This window comes from Glycomyces arizonensis DSM 44726 (assembly GCF_000482705.1).
Classification (GTDB): Bacteria; Actinomycetota; Actinomycetes; order Mycobacteriales; family Micromonosporaceae; genus Glycomyces; species Glycomyces arizonensis.
Genome location: NZ_KI519475.1, coordinates 113294 through 130176, shown reverse-complemented (window position 1 = coordinate 130176; position 16883 = coordinate 113294). Strand labels below are relative to the sequence as shown.

The window sequence follows — 16883 nt, the reverse complement described above, 5'->3', positions numbered from 1 at the left end:
ACGGCATGATGCGTCTCCGCGGGCTTGCAGTACAACTGACTCGTGAACAGCACTCGCGTCATCGCCGACCGATACGAACTGGCCAGGCCGATCGGCGCGGGCGGCATGGGCCGCGTCTGGCAGGGCACCGACGTCCGGCTCGGCCGCGAGGTGGCCGTCAAGGTCGTCAGGCCCGACCTGCTCGACGGCCCGCAGCGGGCCGAGGCCGCCGCGCGGTTCCGCCGGGAGGCCCGCGTCACCGCGCAGATCGCGCACCCGGGCGTCCCGGCGATCTTCGACGCCGGGATCGACGAGGCCACCGATGAGCTCTACCTCGTCATGGCCTACCTGCCGGGGCTGAGCCTGCGGGACCTGCTCGACGAGTCGGGGCCGCTGCCCGCCGACTGGTCGGCGGCGATCGGCGCGCAGCTGGCGTCCGTGCTGGCCGCCGCCCACGCCCGCCAAGTGATCCACCGGGACCTCAAGCCCGCCAACATCATCGTCGGCACCGACGGACGGGTGTCGGTGGTGGACTTCGGGATCGCCGCGATCCTCGAAGGGGATCCGACGAGGCTGACCGCCACCGGCGACAAGCCGGGGACGCTGAACTACATGGCGCCCGAGCAGATCAGGGCGCGCCCGGCGGGCCCGGCCGCCGACCTGTACGCGCTCGGGGCGCTGCTGTACGAGATGGTCACCGGCGAGCGGCTGTTCGCCGGGCGCGGCAGCGCCTACGAGGTGCAGACCGCGCACCTGGAGGAGACGCCCGCGCCGGTGCGGCGCCACCGGCCCGAGCTGCCGAGCGAGTTCGGCGACCTCGTCGGCCACCTGCTGCGCAAGGAGCCGGGCGAGCGGCCGGGTGGTGCGGCCGGGGTCTACCTCGCGCTCGCCGGGGTCCTGGAGCGCCTTCCGGCCTCCGGGGCGCCCGCCAGGGACGCGGGGGACCCGACGTGGCCGTTCCGGGCGCCGCTGGCCCCGCCGAGCGTCGCCCGGGAGGCCGCGGCCGCCCGCGGCGCCACCGCGCCTCCGCCGCCGCGCGACGCCCGCGAGCGCCTCGCCGAGGCCGACCGGCGCTTGCGCGAGGGGGACTTCGGCGGCGCGCTCACCGCGTTCCGGGCGCTGGCGGCGGACATCGAGCCGGCCGACGCGGCCGAGGCCCTCCACTGCCAGGTGCGGGCGGCGCAGTGCCTGGCGGCGCTGGGGAACACCTCGACGGCGCTCAGCGGGCTCGGCAGCGTCGTCGACCGGTTGCGGCGCACGGTGGGCGAGGCGGACCGGCGCACGCTGCACGGGCGGCGCGTCGCGGTCGACATGCTGGCCGCGCTCGGGCGCGGCGGCGAGGCGCACCGGGCGCTGGCGGCCCTGGCGGGCGACATGGCGGCCGCGCTCGGCGCGGGCGATCCCGATACGATGGAGGCTCAACGGCTGCTGCAGACCTGGACCGCCGCGTCCCAGGCGGGTCCGGTGCGGCCGGTGCAGGCTCGATCCACGGCTGGAGTCCCCCGTCAATGACCGTCCCCGGTCCTGTCGTCCCCTACCAGGCGAAACGTTCGAAGACCGCTGCTGAGATCGGCACGATCCTGTGGGCGATGCTGCCGATCCTCACGTGCGGGATCGGCGTGGCGATCGCCTTCGGCGTAGCTGTGGCGAAGCGGCGCACGCCGTTCACCATCGCCTCCCTCGTCGTCTACAGTGCCCTGTCGTTGACGTGGATCTGCCTGGCGGGCACCTTCGGCGCCGAGGCTCCACTGTGGGCCGATGTGGTCGTGTACGCGATCCTGCCGATCGTGACGCTGGTGGCGACGGTGCACCTGTTCGTGATCCGGCCGCTGGTGTGGGCGCCGCGGCCGGTGCCGACCGTGCTGGTGGCCAGGCCGAACGGGCCGCAGGTGGTGGACCGGGCCAGGCAGCTGCGCCACCAGGCCCGCGGCATGGTCGCCGCCGATCCCATGCTGGCCAGGCGGCTCGCCATAGGACGGCCGGACCTGCCGCGCCAGTTCGACGACGGCGGCCTGGTCGACCTCAACCACGCGCCGGTCCACGTGCTGACGTCGCTGCCGGGCGTGACCGAGGCGAGCGCGCGGCAGATCAGGGACCGAGTGGAGCGCTCGGGGCCGTTCGAGAGCCTCGGCGAGGTGCTGCTGGTCGTCGAGATCAGCCCGACGTTCGAACACCATCTGCGCGAGTACGTGGTCTTCATACCCTGAAGGCCCGGGGCGAGCCCCGGGCCTTCGTCGCGTCCGTGTCCCGGTTGCTCGAGGCAGCGCACGCCGGTGGTGCGGTCGAACTGGCGCGGCGGGTCCGGCCCTCCTATGGCGAGCCGCCTGGCCGGCATGGGATCGGCGTCCGGCCGCCGGGCGCGACGAAAGGCACCGCGGCGGCCTCTATCAGGCGTTTCGGTGCGGTGACCGCCGCTTCACGCCAGATGCCATGGCCAAGGTCACCGGCGCGGCAGGTCGGCCAGGACGGTGACGGCGGCGCGGGCGGCGTCGGCGGCGAACGTGGAGGGGAAGGCGTCGACCAGGCGCCATCCGGCGCGGCGCAGGGCGCGGTGGCGGGCCAGGTGGGCCTCGGGCCCTTCGGGGTGGACGGCGCAGATGACGCCGACCGCGGCTTCGCCGTCGCCGACGGCGAGGTCGACGCTCCAGTGCCCGGCCGGATAGGCGCGGCGCACCGCGGTGCCGGAGGCGGCGATGGCGTCCGCGACCGCGGCGGTCCACTCGTCGCGGCCGGTCTCGCCGTCCAGAGGGGAGGCGGGTGGGTGGTCGGCGTAGGCGAGGAACTCGCCGACGAGGCCGTCGGGGTCGCTCAATGCGGTGACGACGTGGAGCCCGGCGCGGGCGCGGGTGATCATGACGTTGAACAGGTTCGGGTTCGCGACGAAGCGCCTGCGTCCGGCCGGGTCGCCGTCGGCGGCGCCGAGGGAGGCGATGACGGTCTCGGCCTCCGAGCCTTGGAAGGCGTGGACGGTGCCCGCGCGGATGCGGCGGGCGCGGATGGTCGCGACGTCGAAGCGTTTCACGATGGCGGCCTCGATCGCCTCGGCTTGGGCGCGGAACGGCGAGAGGACGGCCAGGCCGGTCTCGCCGCGCTCGACGAATTCGGCGAGCAGCTCGACCGATCGGTCCACTTCGGCCTTGAGGACGCCCTTGGGCGAGGACTTCGCGGCCTTGACCCGGTGGACGGCGATGGCGTCGGCGTCGTGGTTGCGCGGGTGGGTGGTGATCGGCTTGACGCGGCCGTGGTAGAACTTCGCGGCCGAGAAGCCGATGAGGTGCGGGACGCTGCGGTGGTGCTCGGTCAGCTCGACCACCGGCCCGGCGCCGCAGGCGAGGTCGTAGGCGCTGACGCGCCGCGTGTCGAGCTGGGTGTGGCGGTCTTCCAGGCCGTGGGCCCCGAGGACCTCGTTCAGGCGCTCCTCTCCGGCGAAGGAGACGAACCGCAGCTGCCTCGGGTCCCCGGCGACGACGGCGCGGCGGGCGCGGGCCAGGACGGGGGCGGCCCACAGCTGGTTGATGTGGCTGGCCTCGTCGAGGATGACGACGTCGAACATGCCCGCCGTGGCGGGCAGGAGATCCTCGGCGTCGCCGACGGTCCCCATCCACAGCGGCATGGCCCGCAGCATCGCCTCGGCGTCGACGGCGGCGAGCGCGGCGCGGCGCCGGACGCGGTCGCCCACGCGCAGGGCCGCCGCGAGGTCGGCCAGGGCGCGGCGGGAGGGGCCGGAGCGGCGCTCGGCCGAGCCGGTCTCGGTGCGCAGGGCGGTGCCGAGGGCCGCGGCGGCGTCGCGGTCGGCGTTCTCGAGGCTGTGCCACAGCGGCGCGAGGTCGGTGCCTTCGGCGGCGAGGAGGGTCATGGCGCGGTGGTCGCGGGCCGCTTCGAGGGCGCGGTGCAGGGCGGCGGCGGGGCCGTCGGCTCCGGTGACGGCGCGCAGGCGGCGTCTGGCGAGGCGCCGCAGGAGCGCGGACCACCAGTGGGCGTCGTCGCCGTGGGCGCGGCGGGCGAGGCGTTCGGCCTCATCCAGGTCGGCCTCCTTCAGGCCGGGGAACTCGTCGAGGACGAACGCGGGGGCGTCGAGGGCGCGGGCGCGGCGGGATTCGAGGTCGAGGCGCCGGGCGATCTCACGTTCGATGCTGCCTGCGTAGTCGAGGGCGTCGGCGGCGGCTCGGGCGTGCCGGTCGACCTCGCGCCTGCGGAGTCCCTTGTCGACGCCTGAGCCGAGTCTGGTGGTGAACTCGTCGCGCCGCTCGGAGTCGCCGAACTGGACCGGCAGGGGGCCGGGGTGGCGGTCGAGGAGGGCGGCGATGACGTCGGCGGCGTGGACGGACTGGGTGGCGATGAGCACCGACTGGCCCGCGGCGACGGTGTCGAGGGCGACGGCGGCGAGGGTGTGGCTCTTGCCGCAGCCGGGGGCTCCGGCGACGACGGTGACCGCTTCGGTGCGGGCGGCGGCGAGTGCCGCGGTCTGCTCGCGGCTGAGCGGGAGCGCGCAGCGCGGCCGTTCGGGGGCCGCTTCAGCGGTCGGGCTGTCGCGGGGCGTGTAGAGGGCGGCCAGGGCGGTGTCGTCGAGGCCGGGCCGTTCGGCCCACAGGCGCAGGCCGGAGGCGATCGGGGTGGGCGCGGCCTCCCGGTCGATGTAGACGACGGGCCTGGGGACGAGGACGAGGCGGTCGCGTTCGCGCTGGGGCGGGTCGTCGCGGATCGAGGCGTCGGGGAATCCGGCCGCGGCGGCGGCCTTGAGCAGCCAGTCGGTGTCTTCGAGGAGAGCCGCGCGGCGTTCGGGGTCGAAGACGGCTTCGAGGACGGGGGCGAATTCGGTCTCGGCGAGTTCGGCGCAGACGGCGACGTCGCCGGCGGGCGTCACGTCCTGGCGTTGGGCGCCGCCGATGGGGGTGCTGAGGCGCACGGGGCGGCTGACGAGCGGGTAGCGGACGCGGTGGGTCTTGCCGTCGGATTCGAAGCGGCCCATGACGACGCCCCAGCCTTGGCGCAGCAGCCGCTCGTCGCGGTGGAGTTCGTCGTAGGCCTCGAGGTCCTCGCCGCCTTCGGCCGTCTCGAAGGCGGTGCCCCAGGCGGTCTTGGCGCCGATGCGGTCGAAGGTGGGCGCCTTCGCGGCGGGGGCGAGGTCGGCGAGGGCGGAGAGGAGCTCGGACACGCTCATGGGCGCAGTGTACGGCCACTGCGCGGAACGAGAGGAGGACGCGGGTTCCGCCCATGGTCGCCGCGTCCTCCGGTCTCGGTCGAGCCCTAGCCGATCTCGACGAAGTACTGGGTGCCGTCGAAGGACATGAGGTCTTCGAAGTAGACGAGGTAGGTCTCGGCGTCGGAGGGGATCTCGACGCAGGCCGAGCCCGAGGAGGCACCGCCGCCGGAGACGTCGGGGGCCTCGGTGAGGTCGCCTTCGACGACGTTGAGGCAGTCGGTGCTGTCGTAGAAGGTGCCGTCGGCCCAGATGCCGACGGTGATGTCGAGCCACAGCGAGCCGGTCTCGGTGCCGTTGTAGGTGCCGTCGAGGGTCAGCAGCGCCTGCTGGAAGCCGTCGGCGGGTGCCTCGTTGAACTCGTTGAAGTCCATGATCGCGTCGGTGGCGTCGAGTTCGGTCTCGGTGACGGTGAGGCTCCAGTCGCCGACCTCGACGGTGGAGCCGGCGGCGAGCGGGGCGTCGGCGCCGGTGCCGTCGCCGGTCGCGGCGGCCTCGTCGCCGCCGCTCGCGTCGGCCTCGGCGCTCTCGGCGGTGTCCGTGCCGGTGTCGGCGCCTGCGCCGCCGTCGTCTTCGGCGCCGCAGGCGGTGAGGGCGGCCAGGCCGATGAGCCCGGTGCCGGCGACGGCGAGGAGCTTGCGGGCGTCGATGTCGAGTTTCATGGTCTACCTTCCGTGTAGAGTTATTCACTGATTGGTTCTTGTGAACTCACTTCACGAATATAATAGGCTGTGTCAAACCTCAGCAATGCGGGGTGGGTTACGATTCGATAAAGCGAACAGGGGAGCCGCATGACCGACGACGAGACCATCACCTTGACCGACCTCGCCCGCCTCGCCCGGGTCGGACGCAACGCGGTCAGCAACTGGCGCAGGAGGGAAGCCGACTTCCCGTCCCCAGTGGACGAGAGTGCCCGCAGGCCCCGCTTCGCCCTCGCCGACGTCGAGCGGTGGGCCGCCGAGCACGGCCGCCGCCTCCACGTCACCGGCGCCGACCGCCTCTGGTTCGCCCTCCAGCACACCCACCCCTCCGCCGACCACGCCCTCCAGGCCGTCGCCGCCGCCCTGGACGGCGACGGCGAGCACCGCGCGCTCGCGCGCCGCCTCGCCGAGCTCACCCGCGCCACTGCGGCGGCCGAGCTGTTCGAGTTCTTCGTCGAGCGCGCCCGCGAGGCCGCGGGCCGCGGCACCCCGCCCGGCATCGGCGCGATCGTCGACGTCGCCGCCGCCGTCGCCCCCGCGAAAGAGGACCTCGCGGTGTGCGATCCGGCCTGCGACGAGGGCGACCTGCTCACCGGGCTGCTCCGCGCCGTCCCCGGCGTCGGCACCGTCCGGGGCACCGACCTCTCGGCCGCCCAGGCCGCCGTCTGCGATCGGCGCCTGCGCCTGGCACTGCCCGGCGGCGACGTCCGCGCAGGCGTCGGCGACTCCCTGCTCGACCCCTTGCCGCGGCGGCGGTTCGACCTCGTCGTGTGCGACCCGCCGTTCAACGTCAAGGACTGGGGCCACGACCGGCTCCCCGCCGGGGACGACCCGCGCCTGTCCTACGGCACGCCGCCGCGCACCGAGCCCGAACTGGCCTGGGCCCTCCACTGCCTCGCGCTGCTCGGCGAGGGCGGCGTGGCCGTCGTGCGCATGCCCGCCCAGGTCGCCCACCGCCGCTCGGGGCGGCGCATCCGCTCCGAGCTGCTGCGCTGGGGCGCGCTGCGGGCCGTCGTCGACCACCCGGGGGCCAAGGCGCACGTGTGGGTGCTCGCCCCGCGCGCCGAGACCGCGCAGCTCCTCGTCTCCACCGGCGGCGACTTCGACACCGCCTGGCGCACCGTCACCAAGGACCGCGGCGCCGCCGTCGCCACCGCGCACTCGGCGACCGTCCCACTCATGCAGCTGTGGGACGAGGACGTCGACATCTCCCCCGCCGTCTACCTCGCCGCGGGCGACACCGACGCGGGCCAGCTCGCCCAGCGGGCCGAGCGCCTGGGCGAACTGCTCGCGACCGCCGCGGATTCCATGCCGCGCTTCGAGTCCGGGACCGCCGAGTCGACACCGGAGGCCGGGCTCGCCGACCTCGAACGCGACGGGCACCTCACCGTCCGCTCGGGCCCCGCCGAGGGCACCGGCGTCATCGTCGACCCCGTCGGGCCGCGGACGGTCAGGCTCGGACCCCTCACGGCCGCAAGTGAGGCGCAGTGGACGATCACGTGCGGCGAGGCCGTCGACCCCGGCTGGCTCGCCGCCGTCCTCGCCGCGCGCCTGCCGGACGCCAGGCGCACCGCCACCGGCGCGAAGCGGCGCCTCCTCTCGGTCAAGGTCCCCCGCATCGCCCTCGACGAGCAGCGGCGGCGCGGCGCGGCCTTCGCGCGCGTCCTGGCCCTGCGCGACGCCCTCGCGGGCGCCGGGGCCGAGGCCGCCGCGCTCGCCGACGACACCGCCGCGGGCCTGGTGAACGGGACGGTCACTGTGGACCACTAGGGGGTCGGGATGAATCGGGAGTTGCGCGGCTGAATCAGGAAAGTTATATTTGTTGATACAGCTAACCGAAGTCAATCGGGTCTCTCGCGACCGGCACTCGCCGACCTCCCACTCCCCCAACGAAAGGCGTCGAAATGAGCGACCCCCGCGCCGCACGGGCGTTCCACCTCAATCGCCGAACGCTCTTCCAGACCGGCGCGGCCTCCGCCGTCGCCGCCTCCCTCGCCGGCTGCGCCGAACTCGACGAAGGCGCCGAAGGCACCGCCGCGGGCACCGACGAGCTCGCCGACCTGCTCCCCAAGAACATCCCCTACGCCAGCCCCGTCGAACCCGACCTCCCCGGCGAGGCCGACGGCACCGTCTCCCCCGGCTACCTCTCCCGGCCCGCCGAACCCGTCCAGGCCGTCGCCGAGAAGCCCATGACCACCGGCGAAGCGATCACCGCCATCACACCACTGTGGAACCCCGCGCCGCCCGGGCTCCCCGACAACTCGTACTTCACCGCCGTCAACGAGGCCCTCGGCGGCACCGTCCGCTTCAACATCGCCGACGGCAACAACTACCTCGACAAGATCACCACCACCCTCGCCGGCGGCGACGTCCCCGACATGTTCCAGATCCCCGGCTGGGAGATCATCAAGCTCTCCGACTTCACCGAGGCCGCGAACGAGCTGTTCGCCGACCTCACGCCGTACCTCGCGGGCGACAAGGTCGCCGAGTACCCGCTGCTGGCCAACTACCCCACCGCCGCCTGGGCCATGGGCGTCTTCGGCGGCACCCTCCTCGGCATTCCCTGGGAGCGGGCCCCCTACACCAACGCCCTCTTCGCCCGCCAGGACTTCCTCGACACTCTCGGCATCGAGCACCCCGCCGACCTCGACGAGCTCATGGCCGCCGCCGAACAGGTCAACGACCCCGCGGGCGGCCGGTGGGCGTTCGGCAGCATCGACCAGACCGTCCAGGAGGCCATGGGCGTCCCCACACTGTGGCGCAACGACAACGGCAAGCTCGTCCACAAATTCGAGACCGAGGAGTTCGCCGCCGCCATCGCCTACACCCGCGAGCTCTTCGACAAGGGGCTCGTCCATCCCGACTACGTCGCCGACCGCTTCACCAACGCCAAGGAGCTCATCGGCTCCGGCCAAGCCGTGTTCTACGAGGACGGCCTCGGCGCCTGGCACGAGATGCTCGGCACCTACCGCGACGTCGACGGCTTCGACCTCCAGGCCATCGACCCCATGGCCGCCGAGCCCGGCGGCACGCCCACCATCTGGCGCGACGACCCCGCGGGCATGTTCACCTTCATCAAGAAGGACCTCTCCGAAGAGCGCATCAAGGAATGCCTCCGCGTCGCCGACTGGTGCTCGGCGCCGTACGGCACCGTCGAATGGGACCTCGTCTGGGACGGCGTCCAAGGCGTCCACTTCGAAGTCGACGACGAAGGCGTCCCCCAGCGCACCGAACTGGGCCAGACCGAGGTCGCCAACACCTACCTCTTCCTCTCCGGCAGGCCCAACGCCAACTTCAAGTTCCAATACCCCGGGCTCGTCGAGGCCTACCACGCCTGGGAGACCAACGCCGCCCCGTACCTCGACGACCGGCCCTTCCAAGGACTCCGCGTCGAGATGCCCTCCGACCTCGCCGCCGAGAACGAGCCGATGACCAACGCCCACCACGAGATCTACCGCGGACAGAGAGACGTCGCCGAATGGTCCGCACTGGTGGACGACTGGCGCGCCAACGTCGGCGACGAGGCGCGCGAGTACTACACCAAGATCGCCGAGGACAACGGCCTCCTGTGACCGCCCCGACGACAGTCTCCCCGGCCGCCGAGGCCGGGGAGCCCACCGCGCCGCGCCCGGCGAAACCCAAGACGCACTGGCGCACCCGACTCGGCCGCGACTGGCCGCTGCTCATCATGGCCGCACCCATGATGGTCCTCGTGTGGGGATTCTGGTGGATCCCCTCGTTGGGCAACATCATCGCCTTCCAGGACTACAAGCCGTACTCCGGCGGCATCTTCGGCTCCCGCATCGTCGGCTTCACCCACTTCCAGCACCTCTTCGCCGACCCCGACTTCCTCCGGGCCCTCACCAACACCCTGGGGATCACCGCGTTCCAGGTCGTCTTCTACTTCCCGGTGCCGATCATGCTCGCGCTCCTGCTGCACTCCATCACCTCCGGGCGCCTGCGGTCGACGCTCCAGAGCGTCGTCTACCTGCCGTACTTCTTCTCGTGGGTGCTCGTCATCGCGATCTTCCAGCAGATGCTCGGCGGGGCGGGCCTCATCAGCCAGACGCTGCGGCAGAACGGCTTCGACGGGATCGACTGGATGACCGACCCCGACACGTTCATCCTGCTCGTCACCTCCCAAGCGGTGTGGAAGGACGCCGGATTCGGCGCCATCATCTTCCTCGCAGCGCTCGCCGCGATCGACCCGAACCTCTACGAGGCCGCGGCCGTCGACGGCGCCGGACGGTGGCGGCGCCTGTGGCACATCACCCTGCCGGGGCTGCGGCCCGTCATCGTCCTGCTGCTCATCCTGCGCCTCGGCGACGCGCTCAACGTCGGGTTCGAGCAGTTCTTCCTCCAGCGCAGCGCCGTCGGATCACAAGCGTCCGAAGTGTTCGACACCTTCGTCTACTACAGCGGCATCCGCGTCGGCGACTTCGACTACGGCGCCGCCGCGGGACTGTTCAAAGGGGTCGTCGGCCTCATCCTCATCCTCGCGGCCAACAGGGTCGCGCACATGCTCGGCGAGCGAGGAGTGTATTCGCGATCATGACCAGAAGAGCCGCATGGGAAGAGAAGCCCACCGTCACCGGCCGGGCCGCCAAGGGCGTGAGCATCGTGCTCATCATGCTCGTGATCCTGTTCCCGCTGTACGCGATCGCGCTCACGAGCCTCTCCAGCGCCGAGACGGTCCACCGCGTCGGCGGCCTCGTCGTGTGGCCCGGCGACGGCATCACCTTCGAGGCGTACGAGCAGATGTTCCGCAACCCGGTCGTCCTCCGCGCCCTCATGGTGTCCCTCCTGATCACCGCGGGCGGCACGCTCCTGAGCGTGGTCGTCTCGGTCCTCGGCGCCTACTCGCTCTCGCGGCCGGGCTCCTTCGGGCACAAGACGATCCTGTTCTCGGTCCTGCTGATGTTCGTGGTCTTCCCCGGCCTCATCCCGGTCTACCTGTGGGTGAGCGCCCTCGGACTGCGCGACAACTACCTGGCGATCATCCTGCCGATGGCCGTCTCGGCGTTCAACGTCGTGGTCCTGCGGGCCTTCTTCATGAACATCCCGCAGGAGCTGTTCGACTCGGCGCGCATCGACGGCGCCGGGGAGTTCCGCATCCTGTGGCAGATCGTCACCCCGCTGTCGAAGGCCGTGATCGCCGTGGTCACGCTCTTCTACGCGGTGGCCTACTGGAACAACTGGTTCAACGCGTTCCTGTACCTCGACGACACCGGGAAATGGCCGCTGGCGCTCGTCCTGCGCACCTACGTCGTCGAATCGGCGCCGCTCCCGCAGGCGGCGGGACTGACCGAGGCGCCGCCGACATTGGCGGTGAAGATGGCGATCGTGATGATCGCGATCGTCCCGGCGGTCATCATCTACCCGTTCGTGCAGAAGCACTTCAAGAAGGGCGTCATCATCGGAGCCGTCAAGGGCTGAGCGAGGCGGTCGTCCGCGTTCGCGGCACGGCCGGTTCCCGCTGTGCGCCCATCGTCGACGGCCGGGTCCTCGCCCGGCCGTCACGGTGCCTTGGAGGCGTTGCGGGTGCAGTGGCTTGGAGCCGCCGAGGGGATTCGAACCCCTAACCTACTGTTTACAAGACAGTTGCTCTGCCAATTGATGCTACGGCGGCAGGTCAGCGCCTCACAGGCGCCGAAACCCCCACGATTGTACTCGACACGGCGGCGACTTCGGCGCTGACCGATTCGCCGCCGGAGGCGCGGATCACTCCTCGCGGAAGGCGTAGATCTGCATGCCGCCTTCGACGAGACAGGCGAGGTGGGTGTCGGAGGCCTCGCAGTCGTAGGCCGACAGGCCGGCGCGCAGGAGGTGGCGGGTGCCGTCGCGCACGCCGAGGCCGATCACGTCGCCTTCGCTCAGGACGCTCGAGGAGGGCGGGTAGGCCAGGGCGCTGCCGCCGTCGATGCCGCCGAAGCTCCCTTCCTTGCTCTCGCCGACCGCCTTGAAGTCGTCGTCGAACACCTGGGTGCGGAGTTCGTCGCCCTCGAAGTACTCGACCAGGAAGTAGTTGCCGACCGGTGAGATCGCGGAGTATCCCTCCTCGTCGAAGCGGTGGGCCACTTCGCCGTCGCCGGCGTCGTAGACGCGGAAGGTGTACCGTCCGGTCTCGTCCTTCTCGTGGGTCTCCCGCACGCACAGGCGCTCCTCGCCGCAGGGGAGCGCCCAGTCGATGGAGAGTCCGGCCTCCTCCTCCCGGACGCGTTCGGTGTCGACCTCGTCGAGCCCGCTGTCGATGTCGTAGACGTGGATCGAGTAGCCGTTGGACTCCTCTTCGGTCACGTATATCAGGCCGTTGAAGGCGATGTAGCGGTCCTCGGCGGACTCGATGCCCCTGGAGGCGACCTCCTCGCCCGATTCGATGTCGAACACGTGGGTCTCGCCGTCTTCGGTCACCACCCAGATGCGGCCGTCGCCGCGCACCCCGTTCGGATCGACCAGGGACTCGCTCGATCCGACCACGCCCCACTGGCTGATGCCGATGCCGCCTTCGGCGTCGCCGACCTGCCAGGACCGGACCTCCTCGCCCGCGCTGTCGTAGACGGTGACGGTGTTGCCGTCGCTCCAGGCCGAGACGAGGTGGTCACCGGACCGGGAGAACTCCAGCGAAGGCAGGTCCTCCATGGTTCGCAGCACCTCCCCGGTCTCCCAGTCGAGGAAGTGCAGGGTGAAGGGGCCGCCGGTGGTCTCGCTGTCGGTGACGGCGAGGAGTTCGTCGGAGGCGTAGAAGGAATCCCCCCAGGTGGCGCCGTCGAGGACGGTCTCGCCGTCCCAGAGCGGCTCGCCGGTTCGGGCGTCGACGGCGAGCACGTGGAGGGCCGTGCTCGTGTCGGCGGTGACGGTGTAGGCGAACACGGCTTTGTCGCCGCGGATCTGCGCCGATTGCACGGTGCCGCTCATCTCGGCCGCGTACGGGATGACGTCGCCGACCTCGGCCAGCTCGTCGTAGAAGGGCCGCTGCTCGTAGGGGTTGGTGAAGTACCACCACGCCAGCGGGGCGGCGACGGCGAGCACCACGACGGCCGCGGCGAGGGCGATGAGCTTGTTGCGCCTGTTCTTGCGGCGTTTGTCGGCGCCGGGCATCTGGAGGGGGAAGGTCGTCTCGTCGGCCGGGGGCGGGGACGGCGGGCTCGTGGCGGCGAGCGGGGACGGCGTGGGGGGCAGGGACATCACCGGCGGGGTGAGCGGCGCGTGCCCGTCGACGGCGACGGCGGCGCCCTCCGAGACGGGCAGTTCGGGCTGTTCGAGGACGGTGGGGGCGATGCCGAGTTCTTCGTGGAGGACCTTGGCGACCAGGGGCATGCGGCTGGAGCCGCCGACGAGGAAGAGCCCGGCGAGGTCGCCGCTGCGCTTGCCGGTGAGGTCGAGGACGCGGCGGGTCTCGCCGACGGCGCGGGAGAGCAGGGGTCGGGCGAGTTGGTCGAGTTCGCCGCGGGTGAGGTGGAGGGCCTGTTCCATGCCGGGGACGGCGACGGGCGCGACCGAGGAGCGCGAGAGCATCTCCTTGGCGCCGCGCACGTCGTTCCACAGGGTGCGGCGGTCGCGCAGTTCGGTGGCGGTGGTGGGGTGTTCGAGGCGTTTCCACAGGTCGGGGTCGCGTTGTTTGACCGTCTCGCCGATGTGGGCGACGAGGGCGGCGTCGAAGTCGAGGCCGCCGAGGTCGTTCAGGCCGCCGTCGGCGAGGACGCCGAACGAGCCGTCCCGGTGGCGTTCGACGACGGCGATGTCGAGGGTGCCACCGCCGAAGTCGAAGACGGCGAGGGCTTGGCCGGGGTCGAGGGGGTGGGAGAGGCGGGTCGTGTAGTAGTGGGCGGCGGCGACCGGTTCGGTGATGAGTTGGACGGGCTGGTAGCCGGCCTGGGCGGCGGCGTCGTAGAGGGTGGCGCGGCGCTGTTCGCTCCATGCGGCGGGGCAGGTCATGACGGTTCTGGGGAGGTGGCCGACGGCTTCGGTGCAGGCGCGGGCGACGTGGGCGAGGATGGCGGCGAACGCGGCGGTGACGGGGAGTTCGCGGTCGCCGAGGAGGAGCGTGCCGTCGGCGATGCGCTGTTTGGGGTTGGGTTCGAACCGTTCGGGCGCGGTGGGGCCGAGCCGTTCGGCGTCGCGGCCGACGTGGACGGTGCCGGCTTCGTCGAGGAACACCGCCGACGGCATGACGGGGGAGCCGTCGAACAGGAGGGGGCGGGTGCGGCCGTCGGGCCAGATGACCACCGCGACCGTGTGCGAGGTACCGAGGTCGACGCTGAGGAGGTAATCGGCCGGCATGGTCAGGGCTGCTCCGGGAGACGTGGTGTGCAGGGTCGTTTCAGGTTATGCGGCGGCGTCCAGGCCGCGCCTCGGCCCCCGGGTCGGGGTTGGGGGTGATCACGTGCGGTTCAGCGGCGTTGGCGCTGGACCTCGGCGAGGGTGATGGAGGCGGCCACGGAGGCGTTGAGCGATTCGACGTCGGAGGCGATGGGAATGCCGACGCGGTAGTCGCAGGTCTCGGCGACGAGCCTGGAGACGCCCTTGCCTTCGTCGCCGACGACGATGAGCAGCGGATCTTCGGCGACGGGCAGGTCGTAGACGTCGGCGTCGCCCGCGGCGTCGAGCGCGATGGTCATGAGCCCGGCCTCTTGGCAGGCCTTGACGGTGCGGGCGAGGTTGACGACCTTGGCGACGGGCAGGCGGGCGGCGGCGCCCGCGGAGGCCCGCCAGGCGACGGCGGTGACGGAGGCGGCGCGGCGGGAGGGGATGAGGAGGCCGTGGCCGCCGAACGCGGCGGTGGAGCGGATGATGGCGCCGAGGTTGCGCGGGTCGGTGACGCCGTCGAGGGCGACCAGGAGCGGCGCGGTGCCGCTGGTCTGGGCGGTGGCGAGGAGCTCTTTGAAGTCGGCGTAGGCGTAGGGCTCGACTTCGAGGCCGATGCCCTGGTGGAGGGCGTTGTTGGTGCGCCTGTCGAGGTCGCGGCGGGAGAGTTCCTTGACCGGGAGGTCGCGGTTGCCGGCGAGGCGGACGGATTCGGCGACGCGTTCGTCGAGGTCGGTGCCGAAGGCGACGTAGAGGGCGGTGGCGGGGACGCGGGCGCGCAGGGCCTCCAGGACGGGGTTGCGGCCGAGGAGCATCTCGGCCTCGTCGCGGCGCTGGTCGCGCTTGGGCTTGGCCTTGCCGATGTTGGTGGAGCGGCCTTCGGAGGCGGCCTTGGCGCGTTCTTTGGCCTGCTTCCACTGGGTGCGCTGGGGCTTGTCGTCGCCGGTGTAGGACTTGTGCCAGGGGCGGTCCTCGGCCTTGAGGGTGCGGCCCTTGCCGGCGAGGCCCTTCTTCTGGCCGCCGGAGCCTTTGGCGGGTCCGGCCTTGGACGTCTTGCGGCGGTTCGGGTGGCCGCCCTTGCTGCTGCTCATGTGTGTGCTTCCCCCGTGGGTGTTGGTGGCGGTGCCTGTGGACGCGGCTATTCGACCGTCCAAACGGGACCACGAGGGGTGTCTTTGACGGTCACGCCCGCCCGGGCCAGTTCGTCGCGGATGCGATCGGCGGCGGCGTAGTCCTTGCGCTCTCGCGCCTCGGTCCGCTGCTGGAGGGCGATGGCGACCAGCGAGTCGACGACGCCGCTCAGCTTCGCGTCGGCCGGATCGCTCCAGTGCTCGTCGAGCGGGTCGAGGCCGAGCTGGTCGAGCATAGCTCGGACGGCGGCGGCGGCGCGGGCGGCGGCCTCGTCATCACCGGCGTCGAGGGCGGCGTTGCCCTCGCGGGCGGTGTCGTGGACGACGGCGACGGCGGCCGGGGTGTTGAGGTCGTCGTCCATGGCGGCGATGAAGTCTTCGGCGAGGGGGCCGTCGAGGGCGGCGGCGGGGCCGAGCTGCTCGGCGGCGCGGTGGGTGAAGTTCGACAGGCGGTCCCAGGCGCTCTGGGCCTCGCCGAGGGCGGCCTCGGAGAAGTCGAGCGGGGAGCGGTACTGGGCGGTCGTCAGGTAGTAGCGGATGTCGGCGGGGCGGAAGCCCTTCTCGCCGAGCGCCTCGACGCTGAGGATGTTGCCCAGGGACTTGCTCATCTTGGTGCCCGAGAGGTTGAGCATGCCGTTGTGGACCCAGTACTTCGCGAAGCCGAGCCCGGCGGCGCGGGACTGGGCGAGTTCGTTCTCGTGGTGGGGGAACATGATGTCGGTGCCGCCGCCGTGGATGTCGAAGGCGTCGCCGAGGTAGCGGCGGGCCATGGCGGAGCATTCGATGTGCCAGCCGGGGCGGCCTGGCCCCCACGGGGAGGTCCAGGCGGCGTCGGCCGGTTCGCCGGGCTTGTGGGCCTTCCACAGGCCGAAGTCGCGGGGGTCGCGCTTGTCGCCCGCGTCGGGGCTGGAGCGCATGTCCTCGACTCGGCGGTGGGAGAGCTCGCCGTAGTCGGGCCAGGAGGCGACGGAGAACCAGACGTCCCCGGCGGGGGTGGCGTAGGCGTGGCCGCGGTCGATGAGCTCGGTGATGAGGTCGATCATCTGCGGGATGTGCCCGGTGGCGCGCGGCTCGTAGGTGGGGGCCTCGACATTGAGTGCGGCGTAGCCGGCGGCGAGCTTGCGCTCGTTCTCGTAGGCGATGGCCCACCAGGGGCGGTGCTGCTCGGCGCCGCGGACGAGGATCTTGTCGTCGATGTCGGTGACGTTGCGGATGTAGGTGACGCGGTGGCCCGAGCGGCGCAGCCAGCGGATGAGGACGTCGTAGGCGACGCCGGAGCGCAGGTGGCCGATGTGGGGCGGGCCTTGGACGGTGAGCCCGCACAGGTACACGCCGACCTCCCCGCTCTTCCTGGGCTGGAAGTCGCGGACGGATCGGGTCCCGGTGTCGTACAGTCGCAGACTCACTCGGCAAGTTTAACGGTCGGGCCGGTGGCTCCGGCGCCCGTCCGGAGGCGTGTCAGGGGGTACGGCGGTACCACGCGCCCGGCGCCGGTCTCCTCCTTGAGCAGGAGGCCGATTTCCTTCTGCGCGGTCATGCGGCGCCTGGCGCGCTCTCATAGACTGGCCG

At 72.0% G+C, this 16883-nt stretch carries 12 protein-coding genes and 1 tRNA gene; 6 read left to right on the top strand and 7 right to left on the bottom strand.

What is annotated here, in order from left to right:
• Positions 1-42: 42 nt before the first annotated feature.
• Together H613_RS28585 and H613_RS29650 are read left to right on the top strand one after the other, a co-directional pair.
• Positions 43-1491 (top strand): serine/threonine-protein kinase, encoded by a 1449-nt coding sequence (locus tag H613_RS28585; protein WP_051393728.1) that lies wholly within the window; start codon positions 43-45, stop codon positions 1489-1491.
• Positions 1488-2186, top strand: coding sequence for a ComEA family DNA-binding protein (locus H613_RS29650; protein ID WP_051393727.1), 699 nt, complete (start codon positions 1488-1490; stop codon positions 2184-2186). The genes H613_RS28585 and H613_RS29650 overlap by 4 nt, the downstream gene beginning before the upstream one ends.
• A gap of 233 nt (positions 2187-2419) precedes the next feature.
• Here H613_RS29650 and H613_RS0122695 read toward each other — a convergent pair whose 3' ends face one another.
• A complete protein-coding gene (locus H613_RS0122695) occupies positions 2420-5140 on the bottom strand; it encodes an AAA domain-containing protein (RefSeq protein WP_026925565.1) in 2721 nt (906 codons plus the stop codon).
• A gap of 86 nt (positions 5141-5226) precedes the next feature.
• Positions 5227-5841 (bottom strand): hypothetical protein, encoded by a 615-nt coding sequence (locus tag H613_RS0122690; protein ID WP_026925564.1) that lies wholly within the window; start codon positions 5839-5841, stop codon positions 5227-5229.
• A 129-nt stretch (positions 5842-5970) separates the two neighbouring features.
• Between H613_RS0122690 and H613_RS0122685 the strand changes: the two genes are divergently transcribed.
• The 4 genes from H613_RS0122685 to H613_RS0122670 all read left to right on the top strand — a co-directional run bounded on the left by H613_RS0122685 (position 5971) and on the right by H613_RS0122670 (position 11316).
• Complete coding sequence (locus H613_RS0122685; protein ID WP_026925563.1) at positions 5971-7650, top strand: N-6 DNA methylase; 1680 nt, start codon at positions 5971-5973, stop codon at positions 7648-7650.
• 134 nt (positions 7651-7784) lie between these two features.
• Complete coding sequence (locus tag H613_RS28575) at positions 7785-9452, top strand: extracellular solute-binding protein (protein WP_035739065.1); 1668 nt, start codon at positions 7785-7787, stop codon at positions 9450-9452.
• Positions 9449-10435, top strand: coding sequence for an ABC transporter permease (locus tag H613_RS0122675; protein WP_026925562.1), 987 nt, complete (start codon positions 9449-9451; stop codon positions 10433-10435). The genes H613_RS28575 and H613_RS0122675 overlap by 4 nt, the downstream gene beginning before the upstream one ends.
• The gene (locus H613_RS0122670) at positions 10432-11316 is read left to right on the top strand and encodes a carbohydrate ABC transporter permease (RefSeq protein ID WP_026925561.1); all 885 of its coding nucleotides are present in this window, start codon (positions 10432-10434) and stop codon (positions 11314-11316) included. The genes H613_RS0122675 and H613_RS0122670 overlap by 4 nt, the downstream gene beginning before the upstream one ends.
• Positions 11317-11432: 116 nt before the next feature.
• Here H613_RS0122670 and H613_RS0122665 read toward each other — a convergent pair.
• From H613_RS0122665 to H613_RS32490, 5 genes are all read right to left on the bottom strand, one after another.
• Positions 11433-11509, bottom strand: a tRNA-Thr gene (locus H613_RS0122665).
• Between the two features lie 92 nt (positions 11510-11601).
• Entirely contained in the window at positions 11602-14160 is a 2559-nt protein-coding gene (locus H613_RS29645) for an Hsp70 family protein (RefSeq protein ID WP_051393725.1), read from the bottom strand.
• Positions 14161-14270: 110 nt separating this feature from the next.
• Positions 14271-15275, bottom strand: coding sequence for a 23S rRNA (guanosine(2251)-2'-O)-methyltransferase RlmB (rlmB, locus tag H613_RS0122655; RefSeq protein WP_026925560.1), 1005 nt, complete (start codon positions 15273-15275; stop codon positions 14271-14273).
• Positions 15276-15322: 47 nt separating this feature from the next.
• Positions 15323-16720 (bottom strand): cysteine--tRNA ligase, encoded by a 1398-nt coding sequence (gene cysS, locus H613_RS0122650; protein ID WP_026925559.1) that lies wholly within the window; start codon positions 16718-16720, stop codon positions 15323-15325.
• Entirely contained in the window at positions 16717-16851 is a 135-nt protein-coding gene (locus H613_RS32490) for a hypothetical protein (protein ID WP_281171219.1), read from the bottom strand. The genes cysS and H613_RS32490 overlap by 4 nt, the downstream gene beginning before the upstream one ends.
• Positions 16852-16883 lie beyond the last annotated feature (32 nt).

What these genes read in the sequence shown, in the direction of transcription:
- H613_RS0122670 (WP_026925561.1), top strand. Translation starts at nt 10,432, where the DNA reads ATGACCAGAAGAGCCGCATGGGAAGAGAAGCCCACCGTCACCGGCCGG.
- H613_RS0122695 (WP_026925565.1), bottom strand. Translation starts at nt 5,140, where the DNA reads ATGAGCGTGTCCGAGCTCCTCTCCGCCCTCGCCGACCTCGCCCCCGCC.
- H613_RS32490 (WP_281171219.1), bottom strand. Translation starts at nt 16,851, where the DNA reads ATGACCGCGCAGAAGGAAATCGGCCTCCTGCTCAAGGAGGAGACCGGC.
- H613_RS0122685 (WP_026925563.1), top strand. Translation starts at nt 5,971, where the DNA reads ATGACCGACGACGAGACCATCACCTTGACCGACCTCGCCCGCCTCGCC.
- rlmB (WP_026925560.1), bottom strand. Translation starts at nt 15,275, where the DNA reads ATGAGCAGCAGCAAGGGCGGCCACCCGAACCGCCGCAAGACGTCCAAG.
- H613_RS0122690 (WP_026925564.1), bottom strand. Translation starts at nt 5,841, where the DNA reads ATGAAACTCGACATCGACGCCCGCAAGCTCCTCGCCGTCGCCGGCACC.
- H613_RS28575 (WP_035739065.1), top strand. Translation starts at nt 7,785, where the DNA reads ATGAGCGACCCCCGCGCCGCACGGGCGTTCCACCTCAATCGCCGAACG.
- H613_RS29650 (WP_051393727.1), top strand. Translation starts at nt 1,488, where the DNA reads ATGACCGTCCCCGGTCCTGTCGTCCCCTACCAGGCGAAACGTTCGAAG.
- H613_RS29645 (WP_051393725.1), bottom strand. Translation starts at nt 14,160, where the DNA reads ATGCCGGCCGATTACCTCCTCAGCGTCGACCTCGGTACCTCGCACACG.